Annotated in this window: 16 protein-coding genes; 5 read left to right on the top strand and 11 right to left on the bottom strand. The window is 72.7% G+C overall.

All coding sequences use genetic code 11. The features are described from left to right. The first annotated feature begins 75 nt into the window (after positions 1–75). The 5 genes from AC6H2I_RS01200 to AC6H2I_RS01180 all read left to right on the top strand — a co-directional run bounded on the left by AC6H2I_RS01200 (position 76) and on the right by AC6H2I_RS01180 (position 4656). A complete protein-coding gene (locus tag AC6H2I_RS01200; protein ID WP_497498685.1) occupies positions 76–984 on the top strand; it encodes a LysR family transcriptional regulator in 909 nt (302 codons plus the stop codon). A gap of 182 nt (positions 985–1166) precedes the next feature. Continuing rightward, positions 1167–1505, top strand: a complete 339-nt coding sequence (fdxA, locus tag AC6H2I_RS01195; protein ID WP_497498683.1) for a ferredoxin FdxA — start codon at positions 1167–1169, stop codon at positions 1503–1505. A 367-nt stretch (positions 1506–1872) separates the two neighbouring features. Beyond that, positions 1873–2373 (top strand): CarD family transcriptional regulator, encoded by a 501-nt coding sequence (locus tag AC6H2I_RS01190; RefSeq protein ID WP_435535204.1) that lies wholly within the window; start codon positions 1873–1875, stop codon positions 2371–2373. A gap of 236 nt (positions 2374–2609) precedes the next feature. Then, a complete protein-coding gene (locus tag AC6H2I_RS01185; RefSeq protein ID WP_497498681.1) occupies positions 2610–3449 on the top strand; it encodes a hypothetical protein in 840 nt (279 codons plus the stop codon). A gap of 319 nt (positions 3450–3768) precedes the next feature. After that, on the top strand, positions 3769–4656 hold the full coding sequence (locus tag AC6H2I_RS01180; protein WP_497498680.1) for an RNA polymerase factor sigma-32: 888 nt from the start codon (positions 3769–3771) through the stop codon (positions 4654–4656). Between the two features lie 39 nt (positions 4657–4695). Here AC6H2I_RS01180 and AC6H2I_RS01175 read toward each other — a convergent pair whose 3' ends face one another. From AC6H2I_RS01175 to AC6H2I_RS01125, 11 genes are all read right to left on the bottom strand, one after another. Continuing rightward, positions 4696–5826 carry an ankyrin repeat domain-containing protein gene (locus tag AC6H2I_RS01175; protein ID WP_497498679.1) on the bottom strand — a complete coding sequence of 377 codons (1131 nt, stop codon included), beginning with the start codon at positions 5824–5826 and terminating at the stop codon, positions 4696–4698. Positions 5827–5914: 88 nt separating this feature from the next. After that, entirely contained in the window at positions 5915–6712 is a 798-nt protein-coding gene (locus tag AC6H2I_RS01170) for an ABC transporter ATP-binding protein (protein ID WP_497498678.1), read from the bottom strand. Further along, complete coding sequence (locus AC6H2I_RS01165) at positions 6709–7728, bottom strand: FecCD family ABC transporter permease (protein ID WP_497498676.1); 1020 nt, start codon at positions 7726–7728, stop codon at positions 6709–6711. The genes AC6H2I_RS01170 and AC6H2I_RS01165 overlap by 4 nt, the downstream gene beginning before the upstream one ends. Further along, the gene (locus AC6H2I_RS01160; RefSeq protein WP_497498675.1) at positions 7725–8789 is read right to left on the bottom strand and encodes an iron ABC transporter substrate-binding protein; all 1065 of its coding nucleotides are present in this window, start codon (positions 8787–8789) and stop codon (positions 7725–7727) included. Before AC6H2I_RS01160 ends, AC6H2I_RS01165 begins: the two co-directional genes overlap by 4 nt. A gap of 54 nt (positions 8790–8843) precedes the next feature. After that, positions 8844–10991: a dihydroxy-acid dehydratase domain-containing protein gene (locus AC6H2I_RS01155; RefSeq protein ID WP_497498674.1), complete on the bottom strand. Its 2148-nt coding sequence runs from the start codon at positions 10989–10991 to the stop codon at positions 8844–8846. Next, positions 10985–12133 (bottom strand): galactonate dehydratase, encoded by a 1149-nt coding sequence (gene dgoD / locus AC6H2I_RS01150; RefSeq protein ID WP_497498673.1) that lies wholly within the window; start codon positions 12131–12133, stop codon positions 10985–10987. Before dgoD ends, AC6H2I_RS01155 begins: the two co-directional genes overlap by 7 nt. A 12-nt stretch (positions 12134–12145) precedes the next feature. Further along, positions 12146–13474, bottom strand: a complete 1329-nt coding sequence (locus tag AC6H2I_RS01145; RefSeq protein ID WP_497498672.1) for a TRAP transporter large permease — start codon at positions 13472–13474, stop codon at positions 12146–12148. A 4-nt stretch (positions 13475–13478) separates the two neighbouring features. Then, positions 13479–14105, bottom strand: coding sequence for a TRAP transporter small permease subunit (locus AC6H2I_RS01140; protein ID WP_497498670.1), 627 nt, complete (start codon positions 14103–14105; stop codon positions 13479–13481). Positions 14106–14229: 124 nt separating this feature from the next. Then, entirely contained in the window at positions 14230–15255 is a 1026-nt protein-coding gene (locus tag AC6H2I_RS01135) for a TRAP transporter substrate-binding protein (RefSeq protein WP_497498669.1), read from the bottom strand. A gap of 3 nt (positions 15256–15258) precedes the next feature. Further along, entirely contained in the window at positions 15259–16131 is an 873-nt protein-coding gene (locus AC6H2I_RS01130) for a FadR/GntR family transcriptional regulator (RefSeq protein ID WP_497498667.1), read from the bottom strand. A gap of 252 nt (positions 16132–16383) precedes the next feature. Next, positions 16384–18273 carry an adenylate/guanylate cyclase domain-containing protein gene (locus AC6H2I_RS01125; protein ID WP_497498666.1) on the bottom strand — a complete coding sequence of 630 codons (1890 nt, stop codon included), beginning with the start codon at positions 18271–18273 and terminating at the stop codon, positions 16384–16386. Positions 18274–18304 lie beyond the last annotated feature (31 nt).

Raw genomic sequence — 18304 nt, 5'->3', positions numbered from 1 at the left:
TCGCACCGCGTGCATGCTCATTTCCAACGAATTGTCGGAATGATATCCTTCACCAAATGTGATGGAGGACGGCCCATGGACGTTGCGGCTCTCAAGGTGGTGCGGGCGGTCGCGGACGAGGGCAGCGTCAGCGCCGCCGCGCGCACCCTGAACTGCGTCCAGTCCAACGTGACGGCCCGCCTGAAGCGGCTGGAGGAGGAGCTGGGCACCCCGCTGTTCCATCGGGCCAGCCGCGGCATGGTGCCGACCGAGGCGGGGCGGGTGCTCGCCGGCTACGCCGGCCGCGTGCTCCACCTCATCGACCACGCCCGCAGCGCGGTGGCCGACGCCGCCGGGCAGGGCGTGGCGCTGCGCATCGGCTCCATGGAGACCACCGCGGCGGTGCGGCTGCCGGCCGTGCTGGCGCGCTTCCACCGCACCCATCCCGGCGTGGACCTGACGATCCGGCCCGGCCCCAGCGCCCACCTGCTGGGCGAGGTTCTGGGCTACCGCCTGGAGGGCGCCTTCGTCGTCGGCGGGGTGGATCATGGCGAGCTCATCGCCGAGGCCGCCTTCGAGGAGGAGCTGGTGATGGTGGAGCCGCCCGAACCCGGCCCCGCGGCGCGGCGCACCCTGCTGGCGTTCCGCCGCGGCTGCTCCTACCGCGCCCATGCCGAGGCCGTGCTGCGCGATGCCGGGATGGTGCCCTACCGCGTCATGGAGTTCGGCGCGCTCGACGCCATCCTGGGGTGCGTGGCCGCCGGCATGGGGGTGACGGTGATGCCCCGCGCCGTGGTGGAGCGTGCGCCCTGGCAGGGCGTCCTGCTGGCCCGTCCCCTGCCCAACGGGACGGGGCGCCTGCCGACCCTGTTCGTGCGGCGCGCCGACGTGGCGCCGACGCGGGCCCTGACCGGCTTCCTGGCGGTGGTGCGGGAGGACGGCCGCGCTGCGTCGGAAACGCCCACACACGCCACGGGGTTGCAGCGGCCCGACAGCCCATGCTAGGGAGGCCTGCCGCTGGCGAGAGAGGCTTGCGCGCCGCCGAGTCGTTCCCGATTTGATTGCGGTTCGGTCGCACAACGATCGCCCGTCGCCCGTCGCCCATCGCCCGTCGCCCGGGGGGGGCGCCGGCCGCGGGTCCGGACGGCGCCCATCGCCGCATGCGGCATGAACACGGAGAGCGAAGCATGCCTTACGTCGTCACCGACGGCTGCATCAAGTGCAAGTACACCGATTGCGTCGAAGTCTGCCCCGTCGACTGCTTCTACGAAGGCGACAACATGCTCGTCATCCATCCGGACGAGTGCATCGATTGCGGCGTGTGCGAGCCGGAGTGCCCGGCCGAGGCGATCCTGCCCGACACCGACGGCGCCGCGGAGAAGTGGCTGGAGCTGAACCGCGACTATTCCGGGCAGTGGCCCAACATCGCCCGCAAGAAGGACCCGCCCGGCGACGCCGACGCGTTCAAGGGCATGGACGGCAAGTTCGAGAAGTTCTTCAGTCCCAAGCCGGGCGGCGGGTCCTGACCCCGCCGGCGGCCGCGCCGCGGAGCGGCCGCTCATGTTGCTATGCAAAATGATCGGGTCGGCCATTCCGCCGGTTTCGCGGCGATTCTGCCGGCCGGTCGGCCTGTAACCTTTGTAACTCGGGCGTAACATCGCTATACTCTCGCGCTGGGACCGGCCACAGCGCCATTGCCGGATTATCCTATCGACTAAGGACTCGAGACCCCTATGACCGTCGTGGCGGATCGCTCCCCACCGGCGGCACGGGCGTCACAGGGTCCTTTTTCGCTCCGTTTTTTTCGGGCCCTTGTCCCGCTCCGTCCGGACGGAGCGGGACAAGGGCCTGGAGCGGCAAAATGGCGTGGTTGCGAGAAGAGAGCCAACCAAGATGTCGAACAAGCTTGAGTTCGAAGCCGGGGATTTCGTCGTCTATCCGGCCCACGGCGTCGGTCGAGTCGAGGGGATCGAAACCCACCACATCGCGGGCCAGGAAATTCAGCTTTACGCCATCACCTTCGAGAAGGAGCGGATGACGCTCAAGGTGCCGGTGACCAAGGCCAAGAACTCGGGTTTGCGTCGGCTCAGCACCAAGGACCGCATCAAGGTGGCGCTCGAGACCCTGCAGGGGCGCTCGCGCATCCGCCGCACCATGTGGAGCCGGCGTGCCCAGGAGTACGAGGCCAAGATCAATTCCGGCGACCCGGTGTCGATCGCCGAGGTGGTGCGCGACCTCTACCGCGGCACCGACCAGTCCGACCAGTCCTACAGCGAGCGCCAGATCTACCAGGCGGCGCTGGAGCGGTTGGCCCGCGAGCTGGCCGCGGTGGAGAAGATCGACGAGCTGAAGGCGACCGAGCGGCTGGAGCAGGTCCTCAAGAAGGCGGCCTGATCCGGCGCCACGCCGGCGGCGGGACGACACCCGAGGAAAGGGCGGCGCCGTGGCGCCGCCCTTTTCGATTCGCGGACGCGTGGCCGCGGGCTTCGAGTCGCGGGCGGGGCCGGGGGCCGCCGGTCGTTCCCGCCCGGCCGGCGGGGCGGCGGCGCGTTTTGCCTTTCTTCGCCGTGGCGTGGCGCATACACTTGCCGCGGCCGCCCTTCCCGCAACCGTCGAGTCGAACCCATCCCTTGACCCCCGGTCCCCCGCCGACGCCGGACACCCAGAAATTCGCCGACCTCGGCCGCCCGCGCCGCGTCTGGGCGGTGGCGGCGGTCCACGCCCAGACGGACCGCCTGGCGGCGCTGCACGCGGCGATCGCGGCGGAGTTCCGGCCGGGCGACCGGCTGGTCTACCTCGGCAACGTGATCGGCTGGGGCGAGGGGGCGCTGGGCGTCCTGGACGAGCTGCTGGCCTTCCGCCGCACCCTGCTGGCGCGGCCCGCCATGGCGGTCGGCGACATCGTCTATCTCCGCGGCAGCCAGGAGGAGATGTGGCAGAAGCTGCTGCAGCTCCACTTCGCGCCGAACCCGCGGGAGGTGCTGGACTGGATGATGCGCCAGGGGCTGGCGCCGACGCTGGCCGCCTATGGCGGCAGCGCCGAGCAGGGGATGGCCGCGGCGCGCGGCGGCAACGTCGCGCTCGGCCGCTGGACCGCGGCCCTGCGCAGCGCCATGCAGGAGCGGCCGGGCCACGCCGCCCTGTTCAGCGCCCTGCGCCGCGCCGCCTACACCGGCAGCCCGGAGGCGGTCGAGCCCGGCGGGGTGCTGCTGGTGAACGCGGGCATCGACCCGAGCCGGCCGTTCGGCCATCAGAGCGACAGCTTCTGGTGGGGCGGCGGCGGCTTCGCCCGCATCGACGCCCCCTACGGCGGGTTCGCCCGCGTCGTGCGCGGCTACGACCCGGCCCGCCAGGGCGTCCAGGTCGGCGACTTCACGGCCACCCTGGACGGCGGCTGCGGCTTCGGCGGCCCGCTGGTGTGCGGCGTCGTCTCCCCCACCGGCGAGATCCTGGAGCTGTTCCAGGCGTGACCCGCGGGACACGGCGTCCCGCCCCTGTCTGACCCCTCCCCCTCGTCCTGCCCCCCATCCTGCCCCGTCCGCTTCGCCGCCGACCGCCGCCGGTCCGGCGCCTCGTCCCGCCGCCGGTCCGGCGCCTCGTCCCGCCGCCCGTTGCTCCGTGCCGTGCCCGCATTTCGCACCGCGCCGGTGATCCGCGGTGGCGCGGCGTGCGTAGAACCATGCAACGGGGTGGATCTATGGCTGTTGTTCGAGACGTCTGGCGCACACGGGGGGCACGAAGGGCCGACGCCGCGGGAAGCCGAGGAGACGGGAAGGAAGGGACAAGCCGATGGCCTATATCGACGATCCGGAGACCCAGCGCGCCAATCTGAGCTTCATCAAGGCCTCCATGCGCGAACCGCTGCTGTCGCGCGACCATGAGTTCGACCTGGCGCGGCGCTGGCGTGACGGCGGCGACGAGCGCTCGCTCCACACCCTGGTGCGCGCCTACACGCGCCTCGTGGTGGCGACGGCGGCCCGCTTCCGAAACTACGGTCTCCCCATGGGCGATCTGGTGCAGGAGGGCAACGTCGGCCTGATGCAGGCCGCCAGCCGCTTCGAGCCCGACCGCGACGTGCGGTTCTCGACCTACGCGGCGTGGTGGATCCGCTCGGCCATGCAGGATTACATCCTGCGCAACTGGTCCATCGTCCGCACCGGCACCACGGCCGCCCAGAAATCCCTGTTCTTCAACCTGCGCCGCCTGCGCGCCCGCATCGAGAGCGCGGGGAACGGAACCGGCATGACCCGGGAAGGCCGCGAGTGGATCGCCGGCGAACTCAAGGTGGACGTCTCCGAGGTCGAATCGATGGAGATGCGCCTGTCCGGTGCCGACCAGTCGCTCAACGCGCCGGTGGCCGACGGCTCCGACGACGACTGGCAGGATTTCCTCGCCGACCAACGGCCGAGCCCGGAGGACGTGGTCATCGGCATGCGCGACGCCGGCACCCGATCCCAGTGGCTGGCCGAGGCGCTGGGCGAGTTGAGCCCGCGCGAGCGCACCATCATCGAGGAGCGCCGGCTGCGCGAGGAAGGCGCCACCCTGGAGGAGCTGGGCCGTGAGCTCGGCGTCAGCAAGGAGCGGGTGCGCCAGCTCGAACACCGCGCCCTGATGAAGCTGCGGCAATCCATGCTGAAGCGGGTCGAGGGCTACGCCGACCTGCTGGCCGACGCCTGAGGGCCTTCCCCCCGCCGGTCGGGACGGGCGGCCCTGTCCTCACCGTCGCCGCCCCTCGATCAGCCGCGCCAGGTCCTCGTGGCCCGCCATGCGGGCCATGGTGGCGGCGGTCCCGCCGTCGGCGGCCACCGCGGCGGGGTCGGCGCCGGCCGTGAGCAGCCCGTCGACGGCGCGGCGGAGGCCGCGGTTCGCGGCCCACATCAGCGCGGTCGTGCCGTCCCGGGTGCCGCGGGCGCCGGCGTCCGCGCCGGCCCGCAGCAGCAGCCGGATCCCCTCCTCGTTCCCCACATAGGCCGCCAGCACCAGCGGCGGCCAGCCGTCCTTCCCCGGCGTGTCGAGCGGCGCCCCGGCCGCGATCAGCCCGGTCACCGCCGCCATCGCGCCGCTGCCCACCGCCGCCCCCAGCACCGTGCGGCCATCGTCGGTGCGGGCGGCGGGGTCGGCCCCGGCCGCCAGCAGCCGCTCCACCGCGTCCGGCGCCGCGGCCTCGGCCGCCACCATCAGGGCGGTGCGGCCATCGGCGGTGCGGGCGTCGACGGTGGCCCCGGCGGCCAGCAGGGCGTCCGCCACCGCGACGCCGTCGCGCGCGGCGGCGGCCATCAAGGCGGTCCATCCGTCGGCCGCGGCGCGGTTCGGATCGGCGCCGCGCTCCAGCAGCAGAAGGGCCGCGTCGGCGCAGCCCGGCGCCCGGCCGCCCGCCGCCAGGACCAGGGCGGTGTTTCCGGTCTCCGCCTCGCGGTCGTCGACCGGCGCGCCGGCGTCGAGCACGCCGGTCAGGATGGCCACCCAGCCCCGGCGGGCCGCCAGATGGGCCGCCGTCTGGCCGTAGCGGGCGTTGCGCCGCAGCGGGTCGGCGCCGGCCTCGAGCAGCGCCGCCGCGACGTCGGCGTGGCCGCGGTAGGCCGCCTGCATCAACGCCGTCCAGCCGTCGCCGCTCTGGGCGTCGGCGTCGGCGCCGCGCGCCAGCAGCGCGGCCACCAGCCCGGCGTGGCCGGAGTCGGCCGCGGCGATCAGCGCGGTGCGGCCGCCCGCGACGTCCCGTGCGTCGACCGGCACGCCGGCGTCGAGGGCGGCCAGGACGGCGTCGTGGTCGCCCACCGTCGCCGCCCGGATCAGCGGCGGGGAGAGCGGCGGGGCGGCGGGCGGCGGCTCGGCGGCGGACGCGGGCATGGCGGCCATCCAGAGAAGGATCAACGGAACAAGGCAACGCATGGTCGGGTCTCCGGTGCCCCCCTTGGCGCGGCAGGGGCGAAGCGGGTCAGGCGCCGGGGGCGCCGAGCAGCGGCACGCTGACGTGGACGCGCCGGCCGCCGGCGGCATCCCACACCGAATCGACCACCGTGTCGACACCGTAGAGGGCGCGCAGGGCCGGTGCGGTGACGGTGGTTTCCGGCGGCCCCTGGGCGGTCAGCCGCCCCGCCCGCAGCAGGGCCACGCGGTGGCCGACCTGGAAGGCGTGGCCGGGGTCGTGGGTCGACAGCACGACCCCGATGCCGGCGGCGGCCAGGGCGCGGACGTGGCGCAGCACCCGCACCTGGTTGCCGAAATCGAGGCTGGCGGTCGGCTCGTCCAGCACCAGGTAGCGGGCCTCCTGGGCCAGCGCCCGGGCGAACAGGGCCAGTTGGCGCTGGCCGCCGCTGATCCGGGTGTAGGGCTCGTCGGCCAGCCCGGCGATGCCGAGGCGCTCCAGCGCGTCCATGGCGGCGGCGCGGTCGCCGCGCCCCGGTGCGGCGAACAGGCCGAGGCGGGCGGCCCGGCCCATCAGCACGGTGTCGAGCACGGTGAAGGGGAAGTAGCCGGCCGAGGCCTGGGGCACATAGCCAAGGGCGCGCGCCCGCGCCGCCCGGTCGAGGGCGGCGAGGGGCCGCCCCTCAACCAGCACCCGGCCGTCGCGGGCCGGCAGCAGCCCCAGGAGCGTCTTGAACAGGGTGGTCTTGCCGCTGCCGTTGGGGCCCAGCAGGACCAGCACCTCGGCCGGGGCGACGGCCAGGCTCACGTCGGCGCCGACCGGCTTGCCCGGATAGCCGAAGGCCAGTCCCTGCGCCTCCAGGGTCATCGCCAGACCCTCCGGCTGCGGGCCAGCAGCCACAGGAAGACCGGGGCGCCGACGAAGGCGTTGAGCACGCCCAGCGGCAGCTCGATGGACGCCGCCGTGCGCGCCAGGGTGTCGACGCCCAGCATGTAGGCGGCGCCGATCAGCACCGCCGCCGGCAGCAGGCGCGAGAACTCCGGCCCCACCAGCAGGCGGGCGAAGTGGGGGACGATCAGGCCGATCCAGCCGACGATGCCGGTGATCGACACGGCGGCCGCCGTCATCAGCGTCGCCGCGACGATCAGCACCAGGCGCAGCCGGGCGGTGTCGACGCCCAGCGCCTGGGCCTCCTCCTCGTCCAGCGCCAGCAGGTTGACCCGCCAGCGCAGCAGCACCAGCGGCAGCAGCCCCAGCAGGATGGCCGGCAGCGAGGACGGCAGGTCGGCGAGCTTGATCGAGGCGAGGCTGCCCAGCATCCAGAAGGCGATGGCCGGCAACTGGTCGTAGGGATCGGCGAGATAGGTCAGCAGGGCGATGCCGGCGCCCAGCAGCGCGCCGACCACCACCCCGGCCAGCACCAGCACCAGGGTCTCGTCGTGGCTGCCGCGCACCAGCCGCGCCACCAGGGTCACCACCAGCACCGCGGCCAGGCCGAAGGCGAAGGCCATGGCCTGGATCGCCGCCACCGGCAGCGCCAGCACGATGCCCAGCACCGCCCCCAGCCCGGCGCCCGACGAGACGCCGAGGATGTCGGGCGAGACCAGCGGGTTGCGGAACATGGTCTGGTAGGCGGCCCCGGCCGCGGCCAGCGCCGCCCCCACCAGCATGGCGGCGAGGACGCGCGGCAGCCGGACCTGCACCACCACGGTGTCGACCACCGGCGGCACCGCGGGCGCCGCCCCGGTGAGGCGCGCCCCCAGAACCGCCAGCGCGTCCCCCGCGGCCACCGGGAACTGGCCGACGGTGACCGCGGCCAGCGCCAGCACGGCCAGCGCCGCCGTGGCCAGGCCGAGGCCGGCCGCGGTGCGCCCGCCGGTCACGGCCGCGCCGCCCCCAGCAGGCTGTCGAGCGCGGCGTCGTCCAGGTCGTGCCCGTAGAACAGGGCGTAGAACGCCGTGGTCTGCCGGCGCAGGTCGCCGGCCGCGTGCCCGGGGTAGAGGACGTGGCTGAGCCAGCGCACCCCCATCAGCCGGTTCACCGAGGGCGGAAAGTCGATCCAGCTGAAGGGCAGCGCGGGGGCGAGGTGGACACGGCCGTCGCGCACGGCGCGGATGCCCCGCCAGCGCGGGTCGTCGCGCACGGCGCGGTGGAAGGTCGGGTCGATGGTGACGATGACGTCGGGGTCCCAGGCCAGAACCTGCTCCATCGACACGTCGGCGAGCGAGCCGCCGCCGGCCGACGCGGCGACGTTGACGGCGCCGGCGCGCTCGATCAGCTCGACGTTGATCGACCCCCGCAGGCCGGTCTGCAGGCCATCGGGTCCGCGGCCGTAGTAGACGCGCGGGCGCCGGTCCTCGGGCACGGCGGCCAGCAGGGCGTCGCGCTCGGCCAGGATGGCCTCGGCGGCCGCGGCCAGGCGCCCGGCGCGCTCCTCGCGGCCGAGCAGGGGGCCCAGCGTGCGGTAGGCCCCGGGGATCGCCTCGAAGCGCCCGTCCACCAGGACGAAGGGGATGCCCAGCTGGGCCTGCACCCGCTCGCCCAGCGACACGAAGGTCGGGGCCAGCGATCCGTAGTCGAGGATCAGGTCTGGGCGGTGGCGCAGCACCACCTCCAGGTTGGCGCTGTCGCCGCGCCCGGCGAGCCGCCCGACCTCGGGCAGCCCGCGGTAGGGGGCCGGCACGTAGGGCGCGGCGGCGTCGGGCAGCGCCCGCGGCCAGCCCACCAGCAGGTCGGGGGCGAGGGTGTAGAGGATGACCGCGGCGGGCGGCCCGGCGGCGAACACGCGGGTGACGGCCTCGGGGACCGCGACCGTGCGCCCGGCCGAGTCGGTGACGGCGCGCGCGGCGGCCGGCGCCGCCGGCCACAGCAGGGCCAAGCCGAGGGCCGCCGCGACGCTGCGCCGACCGAGGGGGAGGTGGACGGCTGGATGACTTCCACTCATGGGCGGCACTCTACACCAGGGCGCGCCGCCCTTCACCTTCCGCCCGCAACAGGGTCAGCGCCAGTCCCGGGTGGCGCGCCGGTCGACGGCGAGCGGCACCACGCCGCGCGCCGCATCGGACACCACGTCCATCACGTTGCAGGCGGCGATGTCGAGGCGGCGCTCCTCCATGCGCGCCAGGCGCTCGGCCTGGAGGGCGCGGCGCCCGGGATCGGCCGTGGGGTCGACCGCGACCTCCCGGCCGTCCAGGAAGGCGGCGCGGTCGAGCAGGTCGACGCGGCGCCCGCCCAGGCGCAGGCGCAGCAGGTCGCCGTCGCGCAGGCAGCCGATGCCACCGCCGGCGAAGGCCTCGGGCGTGACGTGGCCGATGCACGCCCCCTTGGTCACGCCGGAGTAGCGGCCGTCGGTCATCAGGATCGACGACGCCTCCAGCAGGCGGTGGTGACGCAGGTTCTGGCTGGGCGAGAACATCTCCGGCATGCCGTAGGCCATCGGCCCCTGTCCGGCGATCAGGAAGGCGAAGGACAGGGCGCCCTCGGCCAGCATGGTGCGGACGTCGGCGAAGGCGCCGCCGTTGCGCGCCACCACCGCCCGCAGCAGGGCGTCGTCCATGCCGCCGGTGGCGGCCAGCCGCTCCACCAGGTCGCGGGCGGCGAAGTCGGCGTTGCAGAGGTGCTCGTTCTCGTAGAGGCGGACCACGAACACCCGGTCGTCGAAATGGGCGATCTGGGCCTCGGACATGCCGGACACCTTGACCACGCAGCTCTCGAAGAAGCTGCCGGTCAGCACCTCGACGCCGGAGCGCCGGCGCACCGGGGTCGTGCGGATCACCGCGGCCTCGCCCAGCGCCGGGTCGACCGGGGTGGCGAGGTCGGCGGTGCGCTGGCGCCAGGTGGTGCCGGTGACGGTCGGGGCGTCCAGGTCCATCGCCACGCCGAGGTCGGCCAGCACGCGGTAGAGGCTCTCCATGCCGCGGTGCTGGCCGGCGGCGAACTGGCGGGCCAGGGCGAAGGTGTCGCGCCCCGTGGTCAGGCTGTGGGCGAAGATCTCGGGCACCGGGGTGGCGTCGCGGATGGCGGCGTAGTCGGCGATGGTCACGTCGTAGCCGGCGTGGCGCATGATGCAGGGCAGGTGCAGCAGCATGTTGCTGGACGAGCCGGTGGCGTTGTGGATGCGCACGGCGTTGGCGAAGTTGGCCTTCAGCAGCGCGCAGACGCTGAATTCCGGCCGGTTGAACAGGGCGAACAGCCGGTCGACCCCCAGCGCCACCGCCTCGCGGCCGGGCAGGCCGGTCAGCAGCTCCAGCTCCGGCGGGGTGAGGCCGAAGGCGGCCAGCATGGTGCGCGACGAGTTGCCGGTGCCGTTGAAGGCGCACACCCCGCCGGCCTTGTCGCAGGTGTGCTCGGCCAGGGAATCGAGCAGCCGGCGCTCCTCGGCCGCGTCGATCAGGTCGAGGTTGCGGGCGCGCCGCAGCTGCCCGGCGAACGCCTCGTCGGAGGAGCACTGCAGGATGTAGGTCAGGTTCTCGGCGATGTCGCCGGCCAGGTCGGGGTGGCCGGCGGCGCGGGCGCGCTCGGCCAGGGCCTCCAGGCGGCCGCGCACGGCGCCGGGGACGGTGCCGCCCTTCAGCACGTGGGAGGGGGCGAAGACCGCCCACACCGGCGCCTGGTCGCCGCGGTGGCGGCGCGCCACCTCGGCTGCGGCGAGGCCGGACAGCACGGCGCTGGGGCTCTTGTCGCAGCCGGCCAGCACATAGGCGGCGTGGTAGCTGTGCCCCTCGAAGTTGATGTTGACGGTGCGCGCCGTGTCGTTGCGCGAGCCCAGGCTGTAGCTCTGGCCGATGTTGTTCTGGGCGGTGCCGTCGCAGATCACCGGCACCGAGAAGGCGAAGGGCACGCCGCCGCGGCGCCACACGCAGGCCGCGGCCATCAGGGTGTGGGCGCGGTCCAGCAGGTGGGCGGGGTGGTCGGGCGAGCCGCCGATGATGGCGACCCGCGGCCGGTTCGCCACCAGGCGCGCCACCACCTCCGCCAGGGTGGCGTCGCCGAGGCCGTTCTCCCCCGCTTCGCCGGCCCCCAGCTCCCGCGCCGCATCGGCCAGCAGGCGGACGACGGTGATCGGCTCGTTGGCCAGCCCCTGGATGCAGTCGCGGTAGGGGTTGGCGGCCTCGTCGATGGTGACGGAGGGCGGGCGGCCTACCATTCGGCGACACTCCCGTCCTCGTGGCGCCACAGCGGGTTGCGCCAGCGGTGCCCCTCGCGGGCGCGCTCGATCACGAAGGCCTCGTTGATCTCCACGCCCAGGCCCGGTCCCTCGGGAATCGTGGTGAAGCCGTCGACGATGGCCAGCGGCGCCGGATCGACCAGGTAGTCGAGCACGTCGTTGCCCTGGTTGTAGTGGATGCCCATGCTCTGCTCCTGGATGAACGCGTTGTGGGACACGGCGTCCAGGTGCAGGGAGGCGGCCAGGGTCAGCGGCCCCAGCGGGCAGTGCGGGGCGATGGCGACGTCGAAGGTCTCGGCCAGGGTGGCGATCTTGCGGCCCTCGGTCAGGCCGCCGCAATGGGACAGGTCGGGCTGCAGGATGTCGACGCAGCGCGCCTCCAGCACCGGGCGCACCTCGAAGCGGCTGAACAGCCGCTCGCCCGTGGCGATGGGATAGCCCAGGCCGGCGGTGAGCTGCGGCAGGCAGTGCAGGTGCTCGGGCAGCACCGGCTCCTCGACGAACAGGGGGTGGAAGGCCTCCAGCTCGCGCAGCAGCACCTTGGCCATGGGCCGGTGGACGCGGCCGTGGAAGTCGATGGCGATGCCGATGTCGGCGCCGACCGCCGCCCGCGCCTCGGCGACCCGGGCGACCGCCGCGTCCACCTTGGCGTGGCTGTCGACGATCTGCATCTCCGGCGTGCCGTTCATCTTGAAGGCGGTGAAGCCCTTGGCCACGACCTCGCGGGCCTGGCGCCCGACGTCGGCGGGGCGGTCGCCGCCGATCCAGCAGTACATGCGCATGCGGTCGCGCACCCGGCCGCCCAGCAGCTCGTGGACGGGAACGCCGAGCGCCTTGCCCTTGAGGTCCCACAACGCCTGGTCGATGCCGGCGATGGCGCTCATCAGGATCGGCCCGCCGCGGTAGAAGCCGCCGCGGTAGAGGGTCTGCCAGATGTCCTCGATGCGCCGCGGGTCGCGGCCGACCAGCAGGTCGGACAGCTCGTGGACCGCGGCCTCGACCGTGGCGGCGCGGCCCTCGATGACCGGCTCGCCCCAGCCGGCGACGCCGGCGTCGGTCTCGATCTTCAGGAACAGCCAGCGCGGCGGCACCTGCCAGGTGGTCAGCTTGGTGATTTTCATAGCGGTCGGTCCTTAGTCGAGCACCCACATGGCGACCGGCGGGTAGAACAGGATCAGCGCCAGCACGAGAAGCTGGATGACGATGAACGGCGCCACCGCCCCGTAGATGTGCTTCAGGGTGATCGACGGCGGCGCCACGCCCTTGAGGTAGAAGGCGGCCGGGCCGAATGGCGGGCTGAGGAAGCTGACCTGCATGTTGACGGCGAACAGGATGCCGAACCAGATCGGGTCGTAGCCCAGCTTGACGACGATCGGCACGAAGATGGGCAGGGCCAGCATGGCGATGCCGATCCAGTCCAGGAACAGGCCGAGCACCAGCAGGATCGCCATCATCACCATGATGATCACCACCGGTGCGGCGTCGATGCCGAGGATGGCGTTGGAGACGAAGGTGTTGCCGCCCATCAGGTTGTAGACGCCGACCAGGGCCGCCGCGCCGATGCCGATCCAGATGATCATGCCGCAGGTCTGGATGGTCTGGACCACCGCCTCGTGCACCAGCCGGATGGTCAGCTCGCGGCGCACCACGGTGGCCATGAAGACGCCCAGCACGCCCATCGCCGCCGCCTCGGTCACCGAGGCGATGCCGCCGTAGATGGTGCCCAGCACCAGGAAGGCGATCATCGCCGGCAGGATGATGGCGCGCAGCGCCTTCAGCTTCTCGGCCAACGGCATGTTGGCCTCCTCGGGCGGCAGGGGCGGCCCGAGCGCGGGGTTGCGCAGCGTGCGGAACAGCACGTAGCCCATGTAGGAGAACATGAGCAGGGCCGCCGGCGTGATCGCCGCGGTGAACAGGTCGGCGATGGAGACGCTGGCCATCAGGCCGTAGATGATCAGCACGATGGAGGGCGGCATCATGGTGCCCAGCGCCCCGCCGGCGCACACCACGCCGATGGAGATGTCGCGGTCGTAGCCCAGGCGCAGCATCTGCGGCAGCGCCAGCAGGCCCAGCAGCACGATCTCGCCGCCGATGATGCCGGACATGGCGGCCAGGAAGAAGGCCACCACCAGGGTCTGCACCGCCACCCCGCCGGGCAGGCGGCCGGCGAGGATCCTCATGCCGTTGAAGAGGTCCCGGGCAAGGCCCGAGCGGTCGAGCAGCGACGCCATGAAGACGAACATGGGCACCGCGACCAGCGAGTATTCCGTGATGAAGCCGTAGACGCGGCTGGTCACCAGCGGCAGGGCCATCGGGCCGAACCAGCCGAAGGTGAAGACCAGCGCCACCAGGCCGGTGACGAAGGCGAGCGGCAGGCCGGTCAGCAGCAGGGCGAAGATGGAGCCGACGAGGACGTAGGTCCCCCATTCGATCCCCATGGCGGAGAAGCCGAGGTTCATCATGGGGTCAGCCCTCCGGCCGGGCGGCGTCGGTGCCGCGCAGGGCGCGCACCAGGTGGACCAGGGTCTGCACCAGCATCAGGCCGACCGAGAACAGGATCGCGGCCTTGGTCCAGGCCGGGAACGGCGGATTCCAGGACGTCCCGGAGCGTTCGAACTGGAACACCCCCGTCGGATCGTGGGTCGCCTTCCACACCATCACCCACGCCGCATAGGTCATGCCCGACAGGAAGACGAAGGTGATGACGGCGTTCAGCGCGTCGAGCCAGCGCCGCGCCCGCGGCGGCACCGCGTCGTAGATCAGGCGCACCCGGATGTGCTTGTCGCGGGCCATGGCGATGGGGCCGCCGAGCGCGAAGATGATGGAGATCAGGAACACCGTCGTCTCGTGCACCCACGAGGTCGGGCTGTCGAGGAGGTAGCGCATGCCGACCTCGTAGACGCTGATGACGGCGCCCACCAGGACCAGCCAGGCGACGGCGCGTCCGGCCTCGGTGACGAGGCCGTCCAGCGCGCCGCGGATGTGGCCGTCGTCGGCCGCCCGGTCGGGGTCGCCCTCGACGTGGGCCGGTTCGAAGGGGGGCGGCACCGGGGCGGGGCGGCCGGAAGGGGTGGTGTCGGGTCGGTCTGTCATGGCGTTGGGTACCCCCCGCCGGGTGCCGCGCGGCGGCACCCCGGACACTGCCGGGCGATGGATGGGAGTGGGATGGGTGTGGAACGGACCCCGGGGCGGCCCATGTGGTCGCCCCGGGTGCCGGCTACATCAGGTTGCGGTCGGTCAGGAAGGCCGTGACCGAGTCGTAGATCTTCTGGGTCATCGCGTTCTTCTTCGCCCAGTTCTTCCACTCTTCCTTGGCGATGTTGCGGAACTTCTTCCGCTCCTCGGCGGGAAGGTCGATGATCTCGATGTTGGGGTCCTTGCGCGCCTCGTTGACCGACTTGATGTCGTTCTTCTTCAGCTCGAACACCATGTTGTAGGCCATGGCGTCGACCGAGGTGGCGAGGATCGCCTTGAGGTCGTCCGACAGCCCGTCCCAGATCTGCTTGTTCACCGACACCGCGACCATCGGCAGGGAATGGAAGCCGGGGTAGTTGGGGTAGCGGGCGAACTGGTGCAGACCCTGGGCCTGGTTGGTGGCGAACACGGTGTAGTCCGCGGCGTCGATCACGCCCTTCTCCAGCCCGGTGTAGACCTCCGAGCCCGGCAGGTTCACCGGCGCGGCGCCGGCCTTGGAGAAGATGTCGTAGACCATGCCTTCCGGTGCGCGCAGCTTCAGACCCTTGAGGTCGGCGACGGAGCGGATCGGCTTCTTCGACGGGAAGGATTCCAGGCCCGTCGCGGCGGCGCCGACGAGGTGGACGCCGTAGGGCTCGACCAGCTCGTTGTAGAGGGCCTCGCCGCCGCCGTTGTTCATGTACTCCAGGAACTCAAGCGGGTCGCCCCAGGCGCCGACCAGATTGCCGAGCATCGAGAAGGCCGGGTTGAGGCCGGAGAAGTAGCTGGGGTCGGTCATGTGCCCCTGGAGGATGCCGGCGCCGACCGCCTCCAGCGTCTGGTTGTGGGGGACCACGGCGCCGGTCGGCAGGATGTCGATGTGGATGCGGCCGCCGGACATGGTGGCGACGGTCTCCGCCCACTGCTGCTTCAGCTTGAACTGAGGCTCGCCGGCGGTCTCCGAGGTCTGGAACTTCCACTCGTACTCGGCGGCCTGGGCCGTCGCCGACAGGCCGATGGCGGCGGCCAGCGCGAGGCCGGCGGCACGGGTCATGGAACTGGACGGCATGAGCTATTCCTCCTGGTTCTTTTCTCTGGTGCTTGCGAGGGCGGCGGCGGACACCCGTCCGCTCGCCGGGGTGAGACCCGGACCCAGCACGGCCCGCTTCCAGCGGACCAGCGAGGCGTCGTCGGCGGCGCCGACGTCTTCCAGGCCGAGGTCGAAGGCGGTGCGGTCCATCACCCTGCGGGCGGCGTCGAAGGCCTCGTCGGGCCGGCGCAGGCGGATGCACTCCATCAGGTGGCGGTGGCGCTCCAGGCTGTCGCGCAGCTCCTCCGCCGTTTCGTTGGAGGTGCGGACCACCAGCGTGATGGCGGGGCGCAGCATGTGGGCGAGCTGGGCCCACACGAGATTGTGGGTGGCGCGGTAGATGGCGGCGTGGAACGCCACGTCGTGGTCGGTGAAGGTCAGGCCCAGCGCGTCGACCACCGTGGTGCGGTCGGTGCGGATGGTGCGCTCCATGCCGTGGAACGCCTCCTCCATGGCCACCAGGTCGCGGGCGGTCGCCTTGCGCGCCGCCACCGCCGAGATGTAGGGCTCGGTGGCGTGGCGGAACTCGAAGATGCCGGCGACGAACTGCGGGTTGGGGGCGGCGTGCTCGGCCATCCAGCCGGTCACCAGGGGGTCCAGGATGTTCCATTCCCGGAACTCCTCGACCACCGTGCCGTGGCCGGAGATGCGGCGGATGATGCCGAGCGAGGCGAGGATCTGCAGGCCCGAGCGCACGGACGGGCGGCTCATGGCGAACAGCGCGCACAGCTCCGTTTCCTTGGGCAGCAGGTCGCCGGGCTGGTAGCGGCCGGAGAACAGGTCCGACGCAAGCCGTTCGGCGACCCGGGTGCCGAGGTCGCGGGCTGCCGCGGATGCCTGTCGCGGTGCCGGCATGGCCCCCTCCGTTCATCACTGGTGGGATATTTATAGGCTATGTCTGACATAAGCAACAAGCAAATCTTACATTGCACCGCACAAGTCATGTTTGCGCTGCAGCAAAAGCAGACCGGGCGCCGCGCAAGTGCCGGCGCCACGGCGGGGCCATGGTGTCACGTGAAATCGCGGGCGCGATGGCGAGGGGTCCCGCGCGCCGGCCCGGCGCCGCGATGGCGGGGGGCCGAGCCCCGGGGGGGCCGGGACGTGGGGTCAGGACGGGGTGGCGTCGGCGATCCCGGCGGCCAGCGCCTCGCTGCCGTTGGGCATCATGCGCCAGATCTCGGCGCTGCCGCCGCGCCCGCGCAGGCGCTGGCGTCCGATGCAGGCCATCGGCGCGGCCCCGTCGCCGCGGGCCGCCGTGGCGGCGCTGGCCAGGACGATGGTCTCGGCGTCGCCTTGCAGATGGGCGGCCAGCTCCTCGACCCGGGCGGCGACGTTCACCGTGTCGCCGACGATGGTGTAGTTGATGCGGCTGGCCGAGCCGATGTTGCCGACCACCACCGGGCCGGAGTGGAGACCGATCCGCACCCGCACCGCCGCCCTCCCGGCGGCCGCGCGCCGGCGGTTGTCGGCGTGCAGCGCGTCGGCGATGGCGTGGGCGGCGCGCAACGCCCGGGCGGCGTGGTCCGCCTGCTCTTCCGGCGCGCCCCAGAAGGCCATGATGGAATCGCCGATGAACTTGTCGACGGTGCCGCCCTCGGCCTCGATGCAGTCGGCCAGCTGCGTGAAGTGCTCGTTGAGAAGGGCCGCCGTGTCGGCGGCGCCGAGATCCTCGGCCAGCGCCGAGAAGCCGCGGATGTCGGTGAACATCACCGTCACCTCGCGCTCCTCCGAGCGCAGGCCGGCGGCACCGCCGCGGCGGTGCATGAGGCGCAGCACCAGCGCCTTGGGCACATAGGTCTCGAACCACTGCAGGCCGGAGACCATGGCGTTGAAGGCGGTGGCGGCGCGGCTCAACTCCCGCAGGCGCGAGTCGGGCAGCTCGGCTACGGCGCGGAAATCGAGCGCGCGCACGTGATCGGCGGCCTCGGCCAGCCGGCCGATCTGGCGGCTGATGCGCCGTCCCACCAGCAGCGCCACCGCCACCGAGACCAGCAGGATGGCCAGGCCGGCCAGCCCGGTGGTGTAGAGCCGGCGCACCTCGGCCTCGGCCTCCTCGGCGCGCATGGCGATGCCGACGGTCCATTCCTGCTTGCCGTAGCCCGCCATCTTGCGCATCAGGACCATCATGTCGATGCCGCCCAACGGCACGATGCGCATTTCCGTCCGCTTCTTCAGGCTCTCGACCGGCCGCCCGACGCTCCAGAGCGAGGCCAGGGTCGGGTCGTCGACCTCGCCGATGAGCGGCAGCGGTGGCCCCTCCTTGGACCCGAAGTCGAACTTGAGCGCGGCCAGGGAGGCATGGGCCAGCACGTGGTCGCGGTCGTAGAGGATGAAGGCGTTGAGACCCTGCTCCACGAACAGATCCGACAGGAAGCGCGAGAGGTCGCCCAGCGACACCGCGACCACGACCTGCCCGAGGAATGCGCCGGCCCGCCGCACCGGGTGGAACAGGGCGATGTAGGTGGTTGCGCCCTCGGTGCTCCAGGCCGGCTCGGCCCAGGCGGGGCCGGCGCGCTCGGCGCCATCGAGAAGCTGCGGCGGCACGCTGGCGTCGCGGCTGAGGTCGAAGGCCTGGGTCTGGAGCGTGCCGTCGGTGCGGGCCACCCGCAGTCCGGTGCGGTCGGGCGTGATGAAGCCGACGCCGGTGACATGGGGCACCGCCGCCAGGGCGCCGCGCAGGGTGTCGGCCAGGGCGCGCGGGTCGGTCTCGTCCAGCACGCCGGATTCCATCAGCCCGGCCAGGTACTTGGCCAGGTTGGCGGCGGGGTCGAGCTGGTGGCGCACCCGCACCTCGACCCCGGACAGCGCCAGGTCGGCCTTGTCGTTGAGCAGGTTGAAGGTGTTCCGTCCGGCGCTGACCAGCCCCAGCACCAGCACGCTGGCGACCGCCAGAAGCATCAGAGAGCCGAAGCCGGCGACCAGCACCGCCGCGATCGGCAGGTGCAGCCGGCGCCGTTTGCCGGCCGCGGCGCTGGGAACGGGAAGGGGCAAGGTCATGGCCGCAGCCTAGCCATGCGCCCGCGGCAGG

Source organism: Azospirillum sp. NS33 (genome assembly GCF_059703765.1).
The sequence above is the reverse complement of the archived record's forward strand: the minus strand, read 5'-3'. Positions and strand labels throughout refer to the sequence as shown.

What these genes read in the sequence shown, in the direction of transcription:
- AC6H2I_RS01200 (WP_497498685.1), top strand. Translation starts at nt 76, where the DNA reads ATGGACGTTGCGGCTCTCAAGGTGGTGCGGGCGGTCGCGGACGAGGGC.
- fdxA (WP_497498683.1), top strand. Translation starts at nt 1,167, where the DNA reads ATGCCTTACGTCGTCACCGACGGCTGCATCAAGTGCAAGTACACCGAT.
- AC6H2I_RS01190 (WP_435535204.1), top strand. Translation starts at nt 1,873, where the DNA reads ATGTCGAACAAGCTTGAGTTCGAAGCCGGGGATTTCGTCGTCTATCCG.
- AC6H2I_RS01180 (WP_497498680.1), top strand. Translation starts at nt 3,769, where the DNA reads ATGGCCTATATCGACGATCCGGAGACCCAGCGCGCCAATCTGAGCTTC.
- AC6H2I_RS01175 (WP_497498679.1), bottom strand. Translation starts at nt 5,826, where the DNA reads ATGCCCGCGTCCGCCGCCGAGCCGCCGCCCGCCGCCCCGCCGCTCTCC.
- AC6H2I_RS01170 (WP_497498678.1), bottom strand. Translation starts at nt 6,712, where the DNA reads ATGACCCTGGAGGCGCAGGGACTGGCCTTCGGCTATCCGGGCAAGCCG.
- AC6H2I_RS01160 (WP_497498675.1), bottom strand. Translation starts at nt 8,789, where the DNA reads ATGAGTGGAAGTCATCCAGCCGTCCACCTCCCCCTCGGTCGGCGCAGC.
- AC6H2I_RS01155 (WP_497498674.1), bottom strand. Translation starts at nt 10,991, where the DNA reads ATGGTAGGCCGCCCGCCCTCCGTCACCATCGACGAGGCCGCCAACCCC.
- dgoD (WP_497498673.1), bottom strand. Translation starts at nt 12,133, where the DNA reads ATGAAAATCACCAAGCTGACCACCTGGCAGGTGCCGCCGCGCTGGCTG.
- AC6H2I_RS01145 (WP_497498672.1), bottom strand. Translation starts at nt 13,474, where the DNA reads ATGATGAACCTCGGCTTCTCCGCCATGGGGATCGAATGGGGGACCTAC.
- AC6H2I_RS01140 (WP_497498670.1), bottom strand. Translation starts at nt 14,105, where the DNA reads ATGACAGACCGACCCGACACCACCCCTTCCGGCCGCCCCGCCCCGGTG.
- AC6H2I_RS01135 (WP_497498669.1), bottom strand. Translation starts at nt 15,255, where the DNA reads ATGCCGTCCAGTTCCATGACCCGTGCCGCCGGCCTCGCGCTGGCCGCC.
- AC6H2I_RS01130 (WP_497498667.1), bottom strand. Translation starts at nt 16,131, where the DNA reads ATGCCGGCACCGCGACAGGCATCCGCGGCAGCCCGCGACCTCGGCACC.
- AC6H2I_RS01125 (WP_497498666.1), bottom strand. Translation starts at nt 18,273, where the DNA reads ATGACCTTGCCCCTTCCCGTTCCCAGCGCCGCGGCCGGCAAACGGCGC.